Here is a 22,796-nt window from a genome sequence, read left to right as displayed (position 1 = left end):
AATAAATTTTTTAAATTTTGATATTTGTGGGGCTTCACAGTCGTGCCCACTATGCGTGCCGACGAAGTCCACATGCGACCGAAGGAAGTACCGTTAGGTATGGTGTTGGCAAAAACTTTGGCGAAGTCACGGCAAAAAAGTTGATAATTCTATATAATGTACATCAATTGACAAAATGAAATCGTTCCAGTATATTAAAAATAATAAAATAGTTTTTTATCTATAATCCTATTTTATAAAGTAGCATTCATAAATGCCATCACTATAAACTGCAGAAGGCTAATAAATAAAAATATAGCCGTATCCATTATAAAAAGTGAATAAGGATAATTTGTATGTATAATAGAAAATCTTGCCTTATCTGCTATTATAAGAGATGAGTACATTAAAAATCCAACAATTAGTTTTATATGATCTTTTAAAGGTACAAACTCAAAAAACATCATAAAAAATAATGCTGCAAATAAACTTTGAATAAAAGAAAAAAGCTCAAAATAATAAATAAGTTTAAGTCTGTTATTCCAATTACGCACACCCGGAAGTATTTCTCTCATATAATAAAATTTCTTAACAAACTGAAACTCTAATACAAGCCTTATAGATAAAAACCTAACAACATAACAGGCTAAAACAAACTCTAAATATCTTACTACTATATGTTCCATAATTATCAATTAAAAGTTATATAAATACCATTCATCGCATTTATTGCAAAAATCCAAATCTTTTAAAGCATAATATTTATCTAGTGAACTCCATATACCCTCTAAAGAAGCATCATATATGGAAGATATTTTCTTTTCTTTATTGATATCAAATCTGCAAATATAAACATCTCCGTAAGAATCTATAAATAAATCACGTGCTAAATGCCAGCAGCCAGTATTAATAAGAGGTGCCATATCCCCTACTCTATTATCATCTATAATACCTCTGTAAGTATAATATTTCTGCATTATGATATCTATTTTATATTTATCAAAATATTTGTAATATGATGCCAAATAATCAAAATTATCTTTCTGCTTTACTATCTGCATATAAGTATTTTTAGGTTCTCTAAGCAAGTAATAATCTATATTTGACATAATAGTTTTTATATCACCGCTTTCATATATTTTATTATAAACATTTTCATCTATAGTATCTAAATGAATAATAACATGTAAATTAGCATTTTCTGCCTGCATATTTATTAATCTTTTAGCTTTTTCACTGTCAAGAAGCAAAGCATTAGTCTCTAAATATATATTAACATTTTTATTTTGCAAAGCAAAGTCCAATATATCAAATACTTCGCTATTTAAAAGAGGCTCATAATAACTTCCTAAAGACATATGAAAATCACCGCAGAAACTCAATATTTTATTATAAATAATTTTAAACTCTTCTAAAGTTATATTTTTCTCTTCTTTGTTAAGTTCTGTTTTTATAGTTTGATTTTTCAATAAATATCTGTTTAAAACATTTTGTCTGTTATTAATATCTATTTCTATATATGAAGGTAAAGTTCTTCTTATGCTTGGATTATTTTTTATCAAATCAGCCATTTCTTTATAGCTTTCATTATTGATAAGTCTTTTTATAAGTACAGCATTTCTTTTACTATCAGCAAAAAGATAAAGTCTGTAATATCTCATATCATATTCGGATATAAGTATCTCTATTTCAAAAAAATTAGGATCAACAAATACTATATTACTTACAGCATTTTCAGAAGGTTTTATATCTTTTGTTTTTATAATATTAAATAATTTCTCAAAAGCAGTTCTTCTTATTATAAAAGGAACAATACCTGAAGGATAATTCTCTCCATAACTGAAATAGGCTATATTTTCCTCATGAATTTTTGTAAGTTTAATAGTCTCTTCAATATTAAAAAGAGGCATATCACTTGGTATATAAATTATATTATCATAATTCTCACTTTCTTTATATATATTATTCAAATAATTCTCTATATCGTCAAGATTATTATTTTCTATATATTTAATATCACAATTCAAATTGTTTTTTAAAATTTCAGCTTTATTATAAAAAATACTTTCAAACTCTTTAGAATACTCATTATCAAAAGACTTATCAATCAATATTAAAAAACTCATTTTTTATAACCTCTTTAAATTATTAAATATAATCCATAATGCCATTAGGAGTTCTGCTTATCAAATTGCAAATACGGCATACATATAAACTATCCTCCATATGTTCATCATAAAGTTCATTTATAAGCACATCTTTAAAATTATTAGTTTTATTATCTATTATTTTTAAAAGAGAAGTAGCTCCGCAATAAGGGCATCTGTATGCTAAATCGGCTAATATATTATGTATAGCAACTCTTTCATATTTATCTTTACCATACATTTTTATTCTGTTATTTATATATCTATGCGGGAAAATTTCTTTATATTCATTTAATGTTATTCTTTTTAAAGCATTTGATTTTATATTTTTTATTTTACTTTCCCCAAGTAAAGAATGCATTTGACACATAGAAATATTATATAAATTAAGTAAATCTATAAACTTATCATTAGTAAGTTCATAATTATCTATAGTTATAATTTCTGGATAATCACTCACTACGAGTTTTAATTCATCTCTATTCTCTTTAAATGAGCCGAACTCTCCAAAAACATATTTATTATCTTTATGATAAGCAAATAACCCCATAAAATAATCAGTATCATTTCCATAAGAATAATCGCAGTATAAAACATCATCAAAACTTTTTATATAGGCAATGATAGGATCTTCATTATATATATTATGAATAATTTTTTCTTCGCCGAATATGTTTTCTACGTCTTTCATAAATAATCCGTCAACAATAAAAAAATACTAATCAGAATATGAGGCAAGCATATCTTCCTGCTCTTTTTTAAATAATGCATCTGTTATTTCAGTTATCTCACCGTCCATAAATCTATCTAATTTATAAAGAGTAAGATTTATCCTATGGTCAGTAACTCTGTTTTGAGGGAAGTTGTAAGTTCTTATCCTCTCGCTCCTATCACCAGATCCAATCTGTTCTCTTCTCTCCTTTGCCTCTTTAGCCTTTCTCTCAGCTTCTTCTTTTTCATATATCCTAGCACGAAGTACCTTTAAAGCCTTAGCCTTATTTTTATGCTGGCTCTTTTCGTCCTGACACTGAACTACCAATCCTGTAGGCAAATGTGTAATCCTAACAGCACTGTCAGTAGTATTAACAGACTGCCCTCCAGGACCGCTTGAACGGAATATATCAACTCTTATATCTTCATCTTTAATAACAACATCACTTTCCATAGCCTCAGGCATAACAGCAACAGTAGAAGCTGATGTATGAATACGTCCTCCAGATTCTGTAGCAGGTATTCTCTGCACCCTATGCGTACCGCTTTCAAATTTTAATGCTCTGTATGCATTTTTTCCAGAAACAGAGAATATAACCTCTTTATAGCCTCCTAATTCTGTAGGACTTGTATCTATTATCTCCATTTTTAAGTTAGCTCTCTCTATAAAACGGCTGTACATTCTAAACAAATCACCAACAAATAAAGCCGATTCATCTCCTCCAGTACCCACTCTTATTTCTATTATTATATTTTTTCCGTCATTTTTATCTTTTGGAAGAAGAAGAAGTCTAAGAGAGTTTATTATATCTTCTTTTTTTTGATTAAGTTCTTCTATCTCTGCTAATGCCATCTCTTTAAGGTCTTTATCAGTTTCTGGATTATTAATCATCTCATTTGATTCATCTATTTCTTTTAATACTGCTTTTAATTTTCTGTACTCTTCAACAATATCTTCTATCTCAGATTTTTTTTTCATCAAATCCTGAATAACTCTATTATCTTTTATATTTGCATCATTAAGTTTCTGCACTATATCTTCGTATGTATTTTCTACTAAAGAAAGTTTATCAATTATAGACATAAAATAAATTTCTCTCCCAAAATAATGACTATTATATATGAATAATTATATTTATCAACTATTAATAATGATAATAACTATTTAGTTACGCTATTAAAATTAGCCTTAAAGTCAATATTAATATGAGTATAATTTGAGCCTATAGTAGAACCCACTATAATACTATTAGGATAGCTCCAAGTTCTAAGAGGTATATCAAAATTTCTTAATATATCCTGAGATTTAGAAAGCTGTATTGTAAATATATAATCAGCATTCATATCTTTGGAAGTTTGAGATTTTATATATGCTTCCAAAGTATCTGAAGAGTAGCTGTTATCAATTACTGTTTCTATTGCCTTTTCATCTTCGCTTGCAAAATATATGCTGCCTACAAATGTATAATAAAGCACATTAGAACCATTATTCAAATCATAAGAATATATAAAATTATTATTATAACTTCTTTCGCCTTTATTAAGAGTAGGATATTTATTTAAAAGTGCTATTTCTAATTTAGGCAAAAGAGAATTATCATTTTCTATATTAAATATAATGACAGGATAAATAAGTTCAGATCTTTTAGATTCTATATAAGCAACAGCCATTTCTCCATAAAGATCATTAATTATACTTCCAAATGAATATACATCATTCATCTTTGTAAATAGATTAAATATTTCAGAAGAAAGCTCATTATCATGTTTAAGTTTCAAATCATTATATATTATAGGATAAAGACCAGCCAAATATGATTTAAGTCCAAAATACATGATAGTGCTGTCTTTAGAGAGATAATTCTGTATGTCTATATTTCCATTTAATCCGTAAAGAGAATATCTGTCAGAACCTCCGTACTCATAATCAGCAAAAATGTCGCAAAGACCATTATCATCATTAAGTTTAATATTTCCGTATATAGTATAAACATTCTCAAAATATTTCAAAGGAGCAAATAAAAGAGAACCTTCGCATTTATTGTAATCAAATAGATTCTTATTAATATAAAAAGAAATATCGGCATTATAATCACTTTTTACTCTGTTTAGTAAAGCTATATCCTCTAAATCAGAAGGTTTTGAGTTTAAAAAGTCTATAAATTTCTTAATATGATTATAATTTTTAGCAGCTATTAAAATACCTTTATAAAAACTAAAAAAGAAATAAGGACTTCCATTATCTAAAGCATATATTCTGCTTCCATTATAATTAATTTTTTTCACTTCATAAGTAATATTATCTATAGTTAAATTTTCAGAATTAAAAAAAGATTTAAATATAAAAGAATTTAATCTTCCTATATCAAATAAATAAAAAATTTCAGAATTATCTAAATTTTCATTATAACCCCAAAAAAGCAAAGCAGAATTTCTTTTTAATATAGGTTTAGAAGCCATTTTAACCAAAAAATTATCATTAGTTCTTAATCTATCAGCGAATGCATCTGCCTTTCTAAGCAAAATAGAAAAATCATACATAGATTCATCATGAGATATTCTATATGCATATATGGAATCAGAAAATTTCAGTATACTTTTATCAAGACTTTTAAGACTTACATAAGCGATACTATCTTTTGGTATTTTCACATCAGCCATATCTTTTTTATGAAGTCCATAAGGAAAATATCCGAGTACAAAAAATAAAATCATTATTATGATTAATATAATAGATAATATAAAAAATAATTTAATCTGTCTTTGTCTTTTAATACTTACCATAAAAAACTATTTCCTTATTATCATATTTATATACTTTACTCAATATTTACTGTCTATTATTTTCGTCAAAATTCAAAAATCATTTATATAAAAAAGCCGATCCAAGTATAAAAACATGAATCGGCCTTTATTCAATAATATGTTATAATATTATTTTTTCATAGATTCAGCTATAGCATCAACTAAAGCGTCCATTTCTCCAACGTTAGTAGATTTCATAGAAGAAGTAATAGAAACTTGAGCATCTAAAATCTCACATTGTTTCAAATTATTTTCAATGAATTCTTGCATTAAAGCACCAGATTTAGGAGCCCAAGAACCATTTTCAATGATAGCAAATTTACGTTTTTGAACATTAAGAGCTCTCATATCATCTAAATAGTTATGCATAGGCGGATAAATATTTAGGTTATAAGTAACAGAAGCTAATACAACATGGCTCAATTTGAAAGTATCAGAAATCAAGTAAGAAACATCAGTGCTTGATACATCATGCATAACGATGTTTGTAATACCTTTTTCAGCTAATTTACAAGCTAAAACGCCAACCATATTTTCAGTATTACCATACATAGAAGCATATACGATTAATACACCTTTTTCTTCAGGCTCATAAGTGCTCCATTTGTTGTATTTATCAAGGATATAACCTAGATTGTTTCTCCAAATAGGTCCATGTAAAGGACAGAACATTTTAATTTTATCAATAATTCCGCCAGCTTTTTTAAGTAAGTTTTGTACATGAGGACCATATTTACCAACGATGTTAGTATAATATCTTCTAGCCTCATCTAACCAATCTCTGTCGAAATTAACTTCGTCATTGAATAATCTTCCGTCTAAAGCGATGAAAGAACCGAAAGCATCAGCAGAGAATAATACGCCATTAGTAGTATCAAAGCTAACCATAGCTTCAGGCCAGTGTACCATTTGAGCAGCAACGAAAAGTATTTCGTGTTTACCAAATTTTTGAGTATCGCCTTCTTTTACTTGTATTTTTTTATCATCTGGAATAGTAAATCCGAACTGATCCATAAACATGAATGCTTTTTCAGTAGCAATAACTTTAGTTTCAGGGTGTCTTATTAAAACTTCGTCTATAGAAGCAGCATGGTCTGGTTCCATATGGTTGATAACCATATAGTCAAGTTTTTTGCCGTTTAAAACATATTCTAAGTTATCTAAGAATTGTCTGCAAACAGCCCAGTCAACTGTATCAAAAAGAACTGTTTTTTCATCTAAAAGAACATAAGAGTTATAAGAAACACCTTTAGTTAAAGGGTGTACATTTTCAAATAGAGCCAAGCGGTGTTCATTCGCTCCAACCCAATATAAATCTTCAGTAACTTTTCTAACGCAATGCATTATTTTCCTCCTCAAAAAAATTATTAATAATTAAGTTTATATTTTAAGCCTTAATGAAGTTAGCTTTTTCTTCACTACATTCAGGACATACCCATTCTTCTGGAAGAGCTGTAAAGTCTGTACCTGGAGCTATTTCTGCTTCTGGGTCACCAATGAATGGATTATACTCATAACCGCAACCGCTGCATACATAGATTTTAGGTATTTCGATTGTTTTCTTAGGAGTAATTTTCTTCATTTTCTTATATGGTACTTCAGCAGGTTTCTTAGCACCAGTATCAAGAGCTTTAGTTAACAATGGAAGTATTTCTTTAACATCTCCAACGATACCATAGTCAGCATTTTTGAATATTTTAGCAGAACCTTTAACATTGATAGCTACGATGATAGAAGCATTTTTGATACCTTTCAAGTGTTGGTTAGCACCTGAAATACCGCAAGCTATATATAAGTTACCATTGAATTTCTGACCTGACATACCAACATATCTGATGATAGGTAAGTATTTCAATTCTTCAGCAACAGGGCGAGAACAACCTATAGCAGCACCAGCAGCTTTAGCTAAGTCCTCAACAAGTTTCATATTTTCTTTAGCACCGATACCTTTACCAGCACTTACTACTCTTTCAGCATCAACTATAGGAGTATTAATATCTATACCAACAGAGAAATCAATTCCATCTTTTTTGAGTGCAGCTACCAAAGCATCAACTTTTTCTTGAGCTGAACCATCTTTGAAGATGATATTTCTTCTTTCACCAGTGATAGGACCTTTTTTAGCCATAGGACCAGCAACAGCAACAGGAGATTTAGGCATTTTACCAAGTATAGAAGCAGAAATAACAACTTTTTGAATTTCGCTTGTACCTTCGTAAATAGTACAGATCTTAGCATCACGATAAGCTCTTTCTACTATATAAGCACCTTTAATATATCCATTACCGCCATGGATTTGAAGTGCTTGGTTAACAACTTCCAAACCTATTTCAGAAGCATATAATTTAGCCATAGCAGATTCAGTACCATAAGGCTCATGTCTGTCTTTCATAGCAGCAGCACTGTAGATAAGAAGTCTAGCAGCACGTAATTTAGTAGCCATATCAGCAAGTTTGAAAGCGATAGCTTGTTGTTGAGCGATAGGACGACCAAACTGTATTCTTTCTTTAGAATAAGCAACAGCAGCTTCATAAGCACCTTGAGCGATACCTAATGCTTGAGCAGCAATACCAATACGACCGCCGTCAAGAGTCTGCATAGCGATTTTGAATCCTTGTCCTTCTTTACCAAGCAAGTTTTCTTTAGGAACTTTAACATTGTCGAAAAGTAACTGAGCTGTAGCAGAAGCACGAATTCCTAATTTGTCGTATTTTTCACCAAATTCAAAACCTTCCCAACCTCTTTCAACTATAAAAGCACTGATACCTTTAGTTCCGATACCAGGAGTAGTAACAGCAAATACTACATAAGTTTCAGCTTCTATAGAGTTAGTTATGAATATTTTCTCACCATTTAATATATAGTGATCACCTTTTAATTCAGCAGTAGTTTCAGTACCGCCAGCATCAGATCCAGCTTCAGGCTCAGTTAAACCGAAAGCACCTAATCTTTTACCTTCAGCAAGAGGAACTAAATATTTTTTCTTTTGTTCTTCAGTACCAAAAGCATAGATAGGATAACTACCTAAAGAACAATGAGCTGATAAAATTACACCCATACTGCCATCTACTCTTGAAAGTTCTTCTACAGCTATAGCATAAGCAATATTATCAAATTCTGCTCCGCCGTATTTCTTTTCAAAAGGCAAACCCATTATATCTAATCCGCCTTTACCTAATTGTTTTACAGCTTCTGTTGGGAATTTACCTGTCTGATCGTGCTCATGAGCTATTGGAGTTACAACTTCTTCAGCCCATGCTCTGATTTTAGCACGAAGTTCTTCATGCTTTTCTGTTGTTTTAAACATTTGCTTCTCCTTTAACAATATTATTTAATAATAGTATATAAAAATGATAATCAATATTCAAATTTATTTATTGCTTTTTCTCCAAATTTTTGCTTTTTCTGCTTCTTTTATTAATCCATCTCTCAAATCTGGGTGTGCTATAGAGATTAAAGCCTCAGCTCTTTGCCAAGTAGTTAAACCTTTTAAGTTTACTTTACCATACTCTGTTACTACATAATGAGTATTAGCTCTAGTATCTGTAACTACTGTACCATTAGCAAAACTTGGAACTATTCTTGATTTTAATTGTCCGTCTTTTCCTGTTACTGTTGAAGATAAACATATAAAGCTCTTACCGCCTTTAGATAAATAAGCTCCTAATACGAAGTCTAATTGTCCGCCTGCACCGCTTATATGTTTGAATCCTGTTGATTCAGCACTTACTTGTCCGAATAAATCTATTTCTACAGCATTGTTTATTGACATAAAGTTGTCTATAGAAGAAATTACTCTTACATCATTAGTATAATCTACTGGAGCTGATAAACATTCAGGATTATTATGTATATAATCATACAATTTCTTAGTACCAGCACCGAATGCATAAGTTTGTCTGCCTCTGTCTATATTCTTTTTAGAACCAGTGATTTTTCCTGCCAAAGATATATCAACGAAAGCATCAACATACATTTCTGTATGAACACCTAAATCTTTCAAATCAGATTCAGCTATTAATGAACCCACAGCATTAGGCATACCTCCTATACCTAATTGTAAACAAGCACCGTTAGGTATTTCTTCTACTATAAGTCTAGCTACTGTTTTATCTACTTCTGTAGCTCCGCCTGCTGGCATTTCTTTTATAGGAGTGTTGCTTCCTTCTACTATCATATCTACCTGATTAATATGAACAGCCTCTCCTCCTATATTAGCAGCACCTAAACATCTTGGCATATTTTTATTTACTTCTACTATTACGCATTTAGCTCTTTCTAACATAGCTTGCATATGTGAAGAGTTAGGTCCGAAATTGAAATAGCCGTTTTCATCCATTTCTGATACTTGGAACATTGCTACATCTATTCCTCTTGGTAATTCTCTATAGTATCTAGGCATTTCTGAATAACGAATAGGATCATAGAAACAAAAACCTTTATCAACTGCTTTTCTTTCTAAACCTGACATATGCCATGAATTCCAAGTGATATGTTTTTCAGGATTCTCTATCTTAAAAATTTCAGGCTCCCACATTAATATACCGCCTCTAATATTAAGATCTGTTAATTCAGGCAATCTTTTTGCTAAAGCTTTATCCAAATCTATTACTGTAGCAGTAACCCAGCCGTAATCAATCCAGTCGCCAGATTTTATAACTTTAACCGCTTCATCAGCAGTTGTTAATTTTTGTTTATATAAGGCTTTGAAATCCATGAAATACCTCCAATTAATTTTTTAATAGTTATTTTAATAAACTCTAGTATAGTAAATTTAAATTTGATTGTCAATTAAATTTTAATTATTGAACATATTTTTTTGTATTTTTACACAGGGCAAATCAATATTTTTTATAAACTTAGTAATCATACTTAGCATACACAGAAAAGAACTTTTTTGTGAAATTATATAATATAAATATATTACAAAAAAATAATTACAACTATACTAAATCACAAAAAAATATATATTAATATTGACTTTATACCAATATCTAATATAATAGCTAAATGTATAATTAATAATTTTTTATTTCGGAGTTCCGTAAAAAAATGAAAAATATTTTTTTATATTTATTAATCATTATTGCAGTCGTTTCCTGCAATAATCTTAATGAGGAAATAGACCCCACCAGAGATATAATAATTAATATGGGAAGTGAGCCCGCCACAATAGATCCTACCTTAAACTCTATAGGGGTAGTTAGTACATACATTTTACATGCTTTTGAAGGATTAACCAAAACAGATCCTAATAACAATATAAGAGCGGCAATGGCTGAAAGCTGGGATATATCAAAAGACGGTTTAACATATATATTTCATTTAAGAACAAATGCAAAATGGTCTGACGGAAAACCAGTAACAGCTTATGATTTTCAATACAGTTGGAGAAGAGCTGTAGACCCTAATATTAATGCATCATACTCATACATGATGGAAATTATAAAAAATGCAAAAGATATAAGAATGGGACTTATGAGTATAACAAATTTAGCTGCTGAAGCTTTAGATGATCATACATTAAAAGTAGTACTTGAGACTCCTTCTATGTACTTCATAGACTTTTTGGCTTCTACTGGAATATTTATGCCTTTGAGAGAGGATATCATAGAAAAATACGGAGATGAATGGACTCTAAAACCTGAAACATATATCTGTAATGGACAATACAAATTAAGAGAAATAATTGAAAATGAAAAAATAGTGTTTGAAGAAAATCCGTACTACTATGATAAAAATGAAATAATAGCTAAGAAAATAACCTTTGTCTCAAATTCTGATGTACTAAATGTTATTGAACAAATTACTAACGGACAAGTACATTTTTCAGCATTAGAAGCACCTGCTGATGAGTTAGAATATCTTAAAAATGGCGGATATATTGTTCCAAATAATGCAATAGGAACTATATATCTTGAATTGAATATAACAAATGAAGCATTAACAAATAAATTAGTAAGACAGGCATTATCACTTGCTATAGATAGAAAATATATAGTTAATAATATAATAAAAGGCTCTCAAACTCCTGCCGGAGCTTTTGTACCGCCTGCTGTAAAAGGTATTAGATATTCTTTCAGAGATGAGTCATCTAATTACATAGATATAGATAGCTACGAAAAAAATATTATAAAAGCTAAAGAATTAATGGCTCAGGCTGGATATCCTAATGGAGAAAACTATCCTGCTTTGCAGTTAAAAGTATCTCCAGGAATATTTTATGAAGTTGGAGAAGCTATTAAAAAAATGTGGAAAGATAATTTAAATGTCAATACTGATTTACAGGAAGAAGAGTTTCCAGCTACATTATTAGCTCTCACAAAGAAAAAATATCAAATTGCTAGAATGGGCTGGACTGGTGATTATTATGACCCTATAACTATGCTTGATGTTATGATAAGCTATGGAGGAGTTAATCATTCTGGTTTTTCAAATGCTAAATATGACAGTTTAATATCCGAAGCTAAATTGTCATATGATAATAATTTAAGAATGAAAAATATGAGAGAGGCTGAGGCTATACTTTTAGATGAAATGCCTATTATACCTCTATATTATAGATCAGATTCTTTTATAGTATATCCGTATTTGAGAGATTTGGTACTAAATCCTTTAGGAAGGCATAGATTTAATTACTGCTATTTGGAGCAGATTAATTAATTTATTTCTTATACATTATTATTTACAGTAATTATTCTATAAAAAATTTGTAGTTTTTATTATTTTATACTAAAATAGATAACATACTATAATTTGAGGATAATTTCATGATTAAAAAAAATATATTTATTATAATAATGCTTTCATTTATAGCATTATCTTGTTCTTCAAAATCCTCTTCTAATGAAAATAATTCTATAGTTATATCATTAGGAGGAGAAGTTGCCACTATAGACCCGCATCTTAATACTGCAAGTGCTGGTACTGTTTATATAAGACATTTCTTTGAAGGGCTTATGAAAAAGGATAAAGACGGCAATTTGGTTGGAGGAATGGCAGAAGACTATAAAATGAGCGAAGACGGACTTAGTTATATATTTTATCTAAGAACAAATGCTAAATGGTCTGACGGAAAATCTGTAACAGCCGATGATTTTGTATACAGCTACAGAAGATTCGTAGACCCTAAAACCGCAGCTCCTTATGCTTCTCTTATGGCCCCTATAAAAAATGCTTTAAAAATATCTAAGGGAGAAATAAATACAGAGGAATTAGGTATTAAAAAAATAGATGATTATACTTTAGAGATAACATTAGAAAATCCTACTGCATACTTTTTAGAACTTGCTGACATGTTTGTACCTATGAGAAAAGACATCATAGAAAAATATGGTGATACTTGGGTTCAGACACCAGAAAGCTATATAGGAAATGGTCCTTATAAAATGACTGAAAGAGTAAGAGATGATAAAATAGTTATGGAAATTAATACCAACTACTATGATAAAGATAAATTAGTTGCTAAAAATATTACTGTTTCTATGGTAGCCGATAAAAATACAGCATTAGCTGCTTTAAGAAACGGACAAATACATTTCTCTACCCTAGTACCAAATCAGGAAATAGAAAATCTTCAAAAAGAGGGTTTAATAGTAATGAATCAGGCATATGGTACTACATTCTTTGAAATAAACCTCACTAATGAAGCATTTACCGATTCAAGAGTAAGAAGAGCATTAGCACTTGCTATAGATAGAAACTATATAGTAGAATCAGTAAATAAGTCCGGACAAATACCTGCAGGAGCTTTTGTACCTCCTCTAATAAGCGATTATGAAGGAGAGTTCAGAGCAAACGGAGGAGATTATATAAGTGTTGATACAAATGACTATCAAAAAAATATAGAAGAGGCTAAAAAATTAATGGCTGAAGCAGGATACCCAAATGGTGAAAATTATCCTGTAATAGAAGTTTTAGTTGCTAATGACGGAAATGTTGTTATGGTAGAGGCTATACAGCAAATGTGGAAGAATATAGGAGTTGATGCTGTTATAGTACCTAGAGAATGGTCTGTTATACTTCAGAGTTTTAGAGATTTAAGCTATCAAATGGTTCTAAGCGGATGGACAGGTGATTATAATGACCCTATGACTATGCTTGAACTATATTTAAGCTATGCTCCAAGCAATCCAGGATACAATAATCCAGAATATGACAAACTTATAGAAAGCTCAAAATATATAGTTAATCCAGAGGAGAGAATGAAAGTTCTTCATGATGCTGAGGCTATACTTATGTATGATATGCCTATAATACCTATACATTACAGGTCTAATGTTTTAATGGTTGATAAAAAACTTAAAGACTATAAATTAGATCCTTTAGCTAAATACAGATTTCATTATTCGTATTTAGAGAAATAATTTTTGTATTTTGTTTTTAATTAAATTTAATCAAAAAATTGAAAAAAAGAGGAGATATATAATATCTTCTCTTTTTTAGTATATACCTAAACAGATATAGTTTGTCAAAAATAAAATTATATTTTTTTTGATATCTGGGGCTTTACCTTCTTTTGTTGCCACAAAGAAGCAAAAAGGCTATATTTCTGGCTAAATTTTACAATTTATTCTACATGTAAAACATAATTAGTACTATTTAGTATTATTGTTACACTTGCACTTTCGCGAAGCGTATCCGAGCTTGCCAAGGATATAAGGTTCTTTTGGCGAAGCCCGCCACTCTATGTGCCGTAGACAAGCGAAGGTGGAAAAAGTTGAATAAAAAAATTGACAAACTTAATAATTTTCAGTATATTTGCACAGATTTGCTTATAAATACACAGAGTATTGCTTACATACTTTATAACAACCTAGTTCTTTGCACAGTATAATTAAATTTAAGGCAATTTCAAAAGCAGCTTATCTGTTTTGCTTATTTCATATTCGGAATGGTGATTGTTTGCATACTATTTAACACTGCATGTAGTAATGTTTAATTAAAAAAAATTATTAAAAATACATTTTTATAAAAGTTTCATTGATTTTTTATTTTTTAAATATAAAATATTTGCCATATAAAAAATTTTGGAGTATGTACTAAGATGAGAGAAATAATAAATTTTAATACTAATTGGCAATTTTTTAAAGAATGGAATGATGGTATAAAAACAGAAAAACTAAATGGGGAAATTGCAACATTACCTCATACAGTTGCCGAAATACCATTACATTATTTTGATGAATCAGATACTTGGCTTATTACTGGATATCAAAATATATTTAATTATGATAAAGCCAAATTTCAAAATAAAAGAATATTGATTAATTTTGAAGGGGCAATGGCTGCTGCTGAAGTATTTGTTAATAATAAAAGTTTTTCAGAACATAAAGGCGGATATTTACCTTTTGTATATGATATAACTGATGCATTAAAAGAAGGGGAAAATATAATAGCTGTGAAATTAGACAGTTTGGAAAGAGATGATATACCTCCTTTTGGAAATGAAATAGATTATCTTTGCTACGGCGGTATATATAGAGAGGTTCAGATAATAATAGCAGATGATATTTCAGTGGAAAATATTATGATAACTGGGCTTGCTAATCAAACTATAACTGGAAAAATAAGAATAAGAAACAGCAAAAAAACAAATGCAAAAGAAACTATTTCTATTAATCTTTACAACAGAGAATATCATATATGCGAAATAAAAAAAGATATTCAATTACAAAATAATGAACTATTCACAGATATTGAAATAAATGAACATATAGATTCTGATAGAATAGAGCTATGGACTATTAATAATCCTAGACTTTATAAATTGGAAGTTTCACTTTCTAATGAAGATACTGCTTCTGTAAGAATAGGTTTCAGAGATGTTAAATTTACAGAAGACGGCTTCTATTTAAATGGGGAGAAAATAAAATTAAGAGGCTTAAACAGACATCAAAGTTTCCCATATGTTGGTTATGCTATGCCAGAGAGAATACAGAAAAAAGATGCTGATATATTAAAATTTGATATGGGACTTAATGTTGTACGTTCTTCGCATTATCCTGCTTCAAGACACTTTTTAGACAGATGCGATGAAATAGGATTAATGGTTTTTGAAGAAATACCGGGCTGGCAGCATATAGGTGATAAAGACTGGCAGAAAGTTTCTGTAGAAAATGTAAAAGATATGATAGAAAGAGATTTTCATCATGCTTCTATAATAATTTGGGGCGTAAGAATAAATGAAAGTCAGGATAATCATAATTTCTATAAAGAAACAAATGAAGTTGCCCATAAATTAGATAAAACAAGACAAACAGGCGGAGTAAGATATATAGTGGGAAGCGAACTTTTAGAAGATGTATATACTGTTAATGATTTTAATTACGACGGTAAAGCTGATCCTATAAGAGCACAAAAATGCATAACAAGATTAGATAAAAATGTTCCTTATATGATAACAGAATATAACGGACATATGTTCCCTACAAAAATGCAGGACTGTGAAGAGAGAACTATAGAACATACTAAAAGACATTATGAAATTATTAATGCTGTAGCTATAGATAAATATTTAGCAGGTTCTACTGGCTGGTGTGCTTTTGACTATCATACGCATTATAACTTTGGTTCAGGCGACAGAATATGTTATCATGGCGTTTATGATATGTTTAGAAATCCTAAAATGGCAGCAAGTGCTTATTCATCGCAAATGTGCAAAGACTACAAAATAATATTAGAACCTATAACAGTATATGCAAGAGGTGAAAGATCTATAGGCGGTATTTCTCCTTTAATGATCTCTACAAACTGCGACTATATAGAAATATATCATGAAAATGATTTAATAGTAAAAGAATATCCAGCATCAGGAAAATATCAGGGTTTGAAACATGCTCCTGTAATTGTAAATATGCCTGTTAATATACCGGGTGTAAGTGATATGGATTGGGCTGATATAAAAATTGTAGGGTATATAGATTCAAAACCTGTTATAGAAAAAAGCTATTTAAAAAATCCTACTTTCAAAGAGCTTGAAGTAAAAGCTGATGACTATGAAATTAATTCTATAAGTGAAGGTTCTTCTTGGGACGCAACTAGAATTACTGTAAAAGCTGCTGATGCTTTAGGAAACAGACTTCCTTATATAAATGAAGCCATAAAAATCAATGTTGAAGGTGAAGGAGAGCTTATAGGAAATGACAACCCAGTACTTGAGGGCGGTTATTATTCTTTCTGGGTTAAATCTAATAGTAAAAAAGGCGAAATAAAAATAACTATATCAAATAAAAGAGTTGAAACAAAAACTATATCAATAAAAGTAAATTAATAAACATTAATAAAAAATTTATTAAAGGGCTTGAAAAATTATTTTCAAGCCCTTTTTTAAGATTTAATAATAAAAAAATTATATACTGAAAATTTTTAAGTTTGTCAATTTTCAGATTTTTAATTTTATTGTTTTTAGTGGCTTTGCCCTAAAAGCACAGCCCTCTGTCACGAAGGACTGCATTTTTTAACTAAAATATAGTTATTATAATACATTTTAAACTTATTTTGTTAATAACTAATAATACTTTATACTATTTATAAGTTATCACTAAATCTATAAATAATTAAAATTTGATAAACTATATCTGTTTAGGTATATATAAGACTTTTTTCAAAACTGAAATTAATAATAAAAATTAATACTCACCTTCATCATTGCCTATATAATATTTAAACACATCATAAGGACTGTAAATACCTAAATCTGTTACAACAGCACTAACTAAATGAGGCGGAGTATAATCAAAAGCAGGATAAAACCCTTTAACTCCCTCTTTGGAGGTTTTTACCCCCATAGCCTCAGTTACAAGTTTTTCATCTCTGAACTCAAAATGTATATCCTCAAACCCATGATAGCCTTTATCTGGAGCTCCTGTTACAAAATAAGGAATACCCAAATATTTAGCTACTATTGCTATTTGAAAAGTACCTATTTTATTTACTACTGCCCCATTTAAACATATTAAGTCAGCAGCCGAAGTAAATACATCAATTTTCTTCTCCTGCATAGTGTATGCTACCATATTGTCAGTTATAACTGTTACATCAGCACCCTGATCATAGGCAACCGTTGCTGTAAGCCTTGCACCTTGAAAATATGGTCTTGTTTCGGAACATACAACTTTTATATCCTTATTCTTTTTCTGAAACTCCTGTATCATAAATCCTACAACAGATTCTCCGAAGCATTGAGTAAGTATAGTACCTTTATCTGGAAACATTGATACAAGATTTTCTGCTATTTTTTTTATTTTAGAATATCTTTTTGTAGAAAGTTCTATTCCCCTATTAAACATAGCCTCTATCGGATCTTTGCCTGATTTTATAGCCTCAGTACCAGCTTCTAAACATGATTTTGTTATAGACATCATTCTTCCGCTTGTTGTAGGTCTTGAATTAGCCAAAGTATTGCAGGCATGAGTTAAAAAATCTATTCTGTCATTACCTTGCAAATGTTTTGACTCATATCCTGCTAATGCCATACCCATAGCTACAGCAAGATAAGGACCTGCACTTTGAGTTACCATATCGGCTATAGCTTTTGATACTTCTTTATGAGTTTTACATTCAGCAAAATGTACTTTATTCGGATAAACTCTTCTGTCTAATATCTTTACACATCCGTCATCATACCAAGCAATATTTTCAAACTGAAGCATAAAGGCAAGTTCTTTATCTATTCTATTAAGTTTATTAAGTTCATCAGACATAAAAGTATCTCCAAAATAACTTATTTAAATTTTTTAAATATTATCAAAATCTATTTTTTGAATTATATTATCTATAAATTTCATGAATTTCTCTTCTTCAGCCAATTTATCTCTATACATAATACATTCAATACCTATATTAAGAAGTATATATTCTATATTTCTTCTAGTTTCCTTATCATTTACAGATTCTATTTCCTTTACCTTAGCACATCCTGTAGTTCTTCTTAATATTTCAAGTCCGCATATACCAAAAGCAGTTTTTAATACTTCAAGCAAATAAAACTCTATAAAATCTTCATTGTTTTTTACAGAAATATCATTGGTTTCATGTATAAATTTTGTTATAAATTTATTTTTGAAAAGTCTTATAATATCATCTATGACAACAAAAAGAAATGAAGTATAATTCTTATCATTAGTAACATTCAAATGATAAACATAAGCAAATATAAAATTAGCTATTATAGTACCCAAATCATATCCTATAGGTCCGTAAAAAGCAAATTCGCAGTCCATAACCTTTATATAATCATCATTAACAAATATAGACCCTGTATGCAAATCACCATGTATCAAAGCCTGAGCATTATTCATAAACTCATATTTTAATTTAGCCGCCTCAAACTGTAAAGTTTTATTCTTATATAACTTCTCTTCAACAAATTTATTTAGTGATTCTGAAAAAGAATTTTCATTAAGCAAATTGAAAAAAGGCTCTCTAAAAACAAGCTCTTCACTTATTTTACAAAGTTCTTTATTAATATATTTAGCAACATTTTCCTTTTTAGTAAAAGCATTGGCAAAAAAATCAGCAGTAGATAAAGTAGTTTCAACAATAAAATCAGTTATCTGCTCCTGCAAATGATGATATATCTGCCCTTTAATCAAGGAATCTCTAAGAACTGTATAATTCTTCAAATCCTCCATAACGAACAAATTCATTACTTTATCTATACATATTATTTTAGGTGCTAAGTCTGGAAGTATATCTCCGTAATATGATAAAACCTGTGCCTCTCTGGCATTTCTATTGATATCAAGTATCCTTCCAGAAGAATTGCTTCTAGTATGAACTCCTGCCTGTTTTAATATGATGGAATCTTTGCCGTTACTTATTCTATAGACATAATTAATATTTCCATCTCCTATCTCTTTACAGGTTATATTATCATCAGGCTTGAAATATTTTAATTTGTTTTTAACATAAAGCAGCACATCTTTTTCTTCCATAAGAAAATATTCGTTAAATCTAACCATAAATTAAAGTCCATAATTAAAATTGATAATTACAAATATAGCATAAAAAGTATAAATATCAATAATTATATCATATAAATATCTTATATGTATAATATTTTTTTATTTTTAAAATATTAGTTATATTTTGTAACAAAAAGAAATAATTTTATTACAAAATACTAAAAATAATTTACAAAATATATCTACATAAAGTATTATAGTGCCAAAAAAACATTAATTAAGTAATATATGAACCTATTTATCGTTACTTTATATAGAATTTTGATAAAAAATTCTGTAATTAGTGAAATTATTATATAAAATTAGCGTAAAAAACATCAAAAAAACTTCATTATAAACACAATATACCTTGACTAAGTATTTATTTTGTACTATAATAATGCTTAAATTGATAATAAAAATATTTTTATATAAGGGGTTAAATTATTATGAAAGTTATTGTAATAGGCTGTAACCATGCTGGTACTTGGGCAGCAAAAACATTAAAAGCTACAGATCCTAATTGTCAAGTTGTAACTTATGATAGAAATGATAATATATCTTTCTTAGCCTGCGGTATCGCACTTTGGGTTGGAGGTGTGGTAAAAGACCCTAAAGGTTTATTCTATGCTAGTCCTGAAAGTTTAAAAGCTGAAGGCATTGATGTTTACATGGGACATGATGTAACAAAAATAGACTGGGCTAACAAAAAATTACATGTAAAAGAATTAAAAACAGGTAAAGAGTTTGATGATAATTATGATAAACTTATTCTTGCTGCTGGTTCTTGGCCTGTAACTCCTCCTATAGAAGGTTTAATGCAGGAAGGTACTGAATACGGACTTAAAAAAGGTATTTTCTTCTCTAAACTATTCCAACAAGGTCAGGAAATTATTGATGAAATAGCTAAACCAGAAGTAAAAAAAGTTATGGTAGTTGGTGCTGGCTACATAGGTGTAGAACTTATAGAAGCATTCAAAAACCATGGTAAAGAAGTTATCTTAATGGAAGCTATGCCTAGAGTTATGGCTAACTATTTTGACAAAGAAATTACTGATGAAGCTGAAAAAAGAATCAAAGAAGCTGGTATAGAAATGCATTTAGGTGAAACTGTTAAGAAATTTGAAGGTGATGACAGAGTTAAAAAAGTTGTTACTGACAAAGGTTCTTATGATGTAGATATGGTAGTTATGTCTGTTGGTTTCAGACCTAATAGCGAACTTTATAAGGATTATTTAGAAACTTTACCTAATGGTGCTATAAAAGTAGACACTACTATGAAAACTACAAAAGATCCTAATGTATTTGCTATAGGAGACTGTGCTGCTGTATATTCAAGAGCTTCTGGAAAAGAAGAGTACATCGCTTTAGCTACTAATGCTGTAAGAATGGGTATTGTTGCTGCTAACAATGCTTTAGGAAAACATGTTGAATACTGCGGTACTCAAGGTTCTAATGCTATCTGCGTATTCGGATACAATATGGCTTCTACTGGTTGGTCTGAAGAAACTGCTAAGAAAAAAGGATTAAAAGTTAAATCTAACTTCTTTAAAGATGCTGAAAGACCTGAATTTATGCCTTCTTATGAAGATGTATTAGTAAAAGTTATATACGAAGAAGATACTAGACGTATGGTAGGTGCTCAAATTGCTTCTAATCATAATCATGCTGAAGCTATACATGCATTCTCTCTTGCTATACAAAATGGTATGACTGTTGATCAGTTTGCATTATCTGACTTCTTCTTCTTGCCTCACTATAACAAACCATTATCTTGGATGACTATGGTTGCTTATACTGCTAAATAATAATTAAAAAACAATATTTTATATTAATAATATAACCCTAGTAAGTTTAAAATTTACTAGGGTTTTTTTATAAAAAATATCATAAATAAAATAATACCATTTATCATATTGAAAATAAATTTGTTTTAGGTTATTATAGCAGACAATATCTTATATAGTATTTTAGAATAATCAAAAAATTATAATAGCGGGATTTGAACAAAATGGAGAATAGATTAAAATACAATATATTAATCATATTTATTGGAATAATAGCTAATTTTGCTTTGACATTTTTAGTATTATTATTAAAAATTCCTTTTCTTTTTATGGATTCTATAGGCACAATACTTACTGCTGTTATACTTGGTCCTATATACGGAGCTCTTGTAGGTATAATAACAAATATTATTACATCCATAACCATAGATTATATAAATCTTCATTTTGCCATTGTAAATGCTATAATAGGATTAATGTCCGGATTAATAGCTAAAAAATATGATTTTACAAAAATATCAGTATCTTTTATAAGCGGTATTATTATAGCAGCAGTTTCTGGAATAATATCTTCCCCCATTTCTATAGTGCTTGCTAATGGAGTAAGTACTGGTACAGTAGATACTTATATTAAGGCATTGATTAATAGCGGAAAAAGCCTTGTAGTATCAACAACTATAGGAACATTATCAGCTGCTTTTATAGATAAAATAGTATCATGTTTATTGGTTACAATAGCAATAAAAAGGTTTATTTTTTTAGAATTAATAAAGATAATTAATAAAAAGTTATTGAAAATAAATTTTATTTTTATATATTTTACATATGCTAAAGCTTTTAATATTGGTAAATTAGTATGAAAGATAATTTAAAATACAGTTTAATAATTGTATTTATAAGCATGGCGATTAATTTCTCTTTAACATTTATAGTTTTATTTTTTAATATACCATTCTTATTTTTAGATTCGGCAGGTACAATACTGACTGCTGCAATACTTGGTCCTATATACGGAGCAATAGTAGGTATTTTAACTAATCTATTATTATCATTATTTTTGAGCTATTCTCATTTATATTTCACTATCATAAATGCATTGATAGGTTTAATAACAGGACTTATAGCAAGAAAGTTTAAATTCAGCCTATTATCTGCTGTTGTAACTGGTATTATTATAGGTATAATGTCAGTATCAATAGGAGTACCTATATCTGTAGTATTAACAGAAGGATTAAGCGGAGGAACTATAGACGGTTTCATAAAATCAATGATTGAAGGGAGATTAAATGTTACTGAGGCCTCATTCATAGCTAGACTGATTGCAAATATATTTGATAAAGTACTATCATGTATCATTGTGTATATAATGATAAAAAAAATAATATTCTTTCAGAAGTATATAAAATTAAATAACAATAATT

At 29.2% G+C, this 22,796-nt stretch carries 16 protein-coding genes; 6 read left to right on the top strand and 10 right to left on the bottom strand.

Features of this window, described 5'->3' with window-relative positions; all coding sequences use genetic code 11:
- Nucleotides 1-233: 233 nt before the first annotated feature.
- From Q1X91_RS09400 to Q1X91_RS09360, 8 genes are all read right to left on the bottom strand, one after another.
- Nucleotides 234-665: a hypothetical protein gene (locus tag Q1X91_RS09400; protein WP_300756314.1), complete on the bottom strand. Its 432-nt coding sequence runs from the start codon at nt 663-665 to the stop codon at nt 234-236.
- 9 nt (nt 666-674) lie between these two features.
- Nucleotides 675-2,105: a spiro-SPASM protein gene (locus Q1X91_RS09395; protein ID WP_300756312.1), complete on the bottom strand. Its 1,431-nt coding sequence runs from the start codon at nt 2,103-2,105 to the stop codon at nt 675-677.
- A 22-nt stretch (nt 2,106-2,127) separates the two neighbouring features.
- The gene (locus tag Q1X91_RS09390) at nt 2,128-2,817 is read right to left on the bottom strand and encodes a hypothetical protein (RefSeq protein ID WP_300756309.1); all 690 of its coding nucleotides are present in this window, start codon (nt 2,815-2,817) and stop codon (nt 2,128-2,130) included.
- Nucleotides 2,818-2,844: 27 nt separating this feature from the next.
- Entirely contained in the window at nt 2,845-3,921 is a 1,077-nt protein-coding gene (prfA, locus tag Q1X91_RS09385) for a peptide chain release factor 1 (RefSeq protein ID WP_300756306.1), read from the bottom strand.
- 77 nt (nt 3,922-3,998) lie between these two features.
- Nucleotides 3,999-5,621 (bottom strand): hypothetical protein, encoded by a 1,623-nt coding sequence (locus tag Q1X91_RS09380; RefSeq protein ID WP_300756303.1) that lies wholly within the window; start codon nt 5,619-5,621, stop codon nt 3,999-4,001.
- Nucleotides 5,622-5,771: 150 nt separating this feature from the next.
- Nucleotides 5,772-6,986: an FprA family A-type flavoprotein gene (locus Q1X91_RS09375; RefSeq protein ID WP_300756301.1), complete on the bottom strand. Its 1,215-nt coding sequence runs from the start codon at nt 6,984-6,986 to the stop codon at nt 5,772-5,774.
- 43 nt (nt 6,987-7,029) lie between these two features.
- Nucleotides 7,030-8,949, bottom strand: a complete 1,920-nt coding sequence (locus Q1X91_RS09365; protein ID WP_366945509.1) for an acyl-CoA dehydrogenase family protein — start codon at nt 8,947-8,949, stop codon at nt 7,030-7,032.
- A gap of 63 nt (nt 8,950-9,012) precedes the next feature.
- Complete coding sequence (locus Q1X91_RS09360) at nt 9,013-10,359, bottom strand: butyryl-CoA:acetate CoA-transferase (RefSeq protein WP_300756299.1); 1,347 nt, start codon at nt 10,357-10,359, stop codon at nt 9,013-9,015.
- A gap of 335 nt (nt 10,360-10,694) precedes the next feature.
- Between Q1X91_RS09360 and Q1X91_RS09355 the strand changes: the two genes are divergently transcribed.
- From Q1X91_RS09355 to Q1X91_RS09345, 3 genes are all read left to right on the top strand, one after another.
- A complete protein-coding gene (locus Q1X91_RS09355; protein WP_300756296.1) occupies nt 10,695-12,305 on the top strand; it encodes a peptide ABC transporter substrate-binding protein in 1,611 nt (536 codons plus the stop codon).
- A 107-nt stretch (nt 12,306-12,412) separates the two neighbouring features.
- Nucleotides 12,413-14,008 (top strand): peptide ABC transporter substrate-binding protein, encoded by a 1,596-nt coding sequence (locus tag Q1X91_RS09350; protein WP_300756292.1) that lies wholly within the window; start codon nt 12,413-12,415, stop codon nt 14,006-14,008.
- A gap of 680 nt (nt 14,009-14,688) precedes the next feature.
- Nucleotides 14,689-16,914, top strand: coding sequence for a glycoside hydrolase family 2 TIM barrel-domain containing protein (locus Q1X91_RS09345; RefSeq protein WP_300756288.1), 2,226 nt, complete (start codon nt 14,689-14,691; stop codon nt 16,912-16,914).
- Nucleotides 16,915-17,272: 358 nt separating this feature from the next.
- On the opposite strand, the gene Q1X91_RS09340 is transcribed toward Q1X91_RS09345, so the two are convergent.
- Both Q1X91_RS09340 and mtnK read right to left on the bottom strand, forming a co-directional pair.
- A complete protein-coding gene (locus tag Q1X91_RS09340) occupies nt 17,273-18,346 on the bottom strand; it encodes an S-methyl-5-thioribose-1-phosphate isomerase (RefSeq protein ID WP_300756285.1) in 1,074 nt (357 codons plus the stop codon).
- A gap of 33 nt (nt 18,347-18,379) precedes the next feature.
- Nucleotides 18,380-19,606, bottom strand: coding sequence for an S-methyl-5-thioribose kinase (gene mtnK / locus Q1X91_RS09335; protein ID WP_300756282.1), 1,227 nt, complete (start codon nt 19,604-19,606; stop codon nt 18,380-18,382).
- Between the two features lie 431 nt (nt 19,607-20,037).
- Here mtnK and Q1X91_RS09330 point away from each other — a divergent pair, with 431 nt between their 5' ends.
- The 3 genes from Q1X91_RS09330 to Q1X91_RS09320 form a co-directional block, all read left to right on the top strand.
- Complete coding sequence (locus Q1X91_RS09330) at nt 20,038-21,396, top strand: FAD-dependent oxidoreductase (RefSeq protein ID WP_300756279.1); 1,359 nt, start codon at nt 20,038-20,040, stop codon at nt 21,394-21,396.
- 203 nt (nt 21,397-21,599) lie between these two features.
- Nucleotides 21,600-22,235 carry an ECF transporter S component gene (locus Q1X91_RS09325; protein ID WP_300756276.1) on the top strand — a complete coding sequence of 212 codons (636 nt, stop codon included), beginning with the start codon at nt 21,600-21,602 and terminating at the stop codon, nt 22,233-22,235.
- A partial coding sequence (locus tag Q1X91_RS09320; RefSeq protein ID WP_300756273.1) for an ECF transporter S component occupies nt 22,232-22,796 on the top strand: 565 nt, incomplete at its 3' end. The genes Q1X91_RS09325 and Q1X91_RS09320, both read left to right, overlap by 4 nt.

Origin of the sequence: uncultured Brachyspira sp., from assembly GCF_949287625.1 — a bacterium.
In the GTDB taxonomy this organism is placed as follows: Bacteria; Spirochaetota; Brachyspiria; order Brachyspirales; family Brachyspiraceae; genus Brachyspira.
This window is presented reverse-complemented; position numbering and strand designations above follow the sequence as displayed.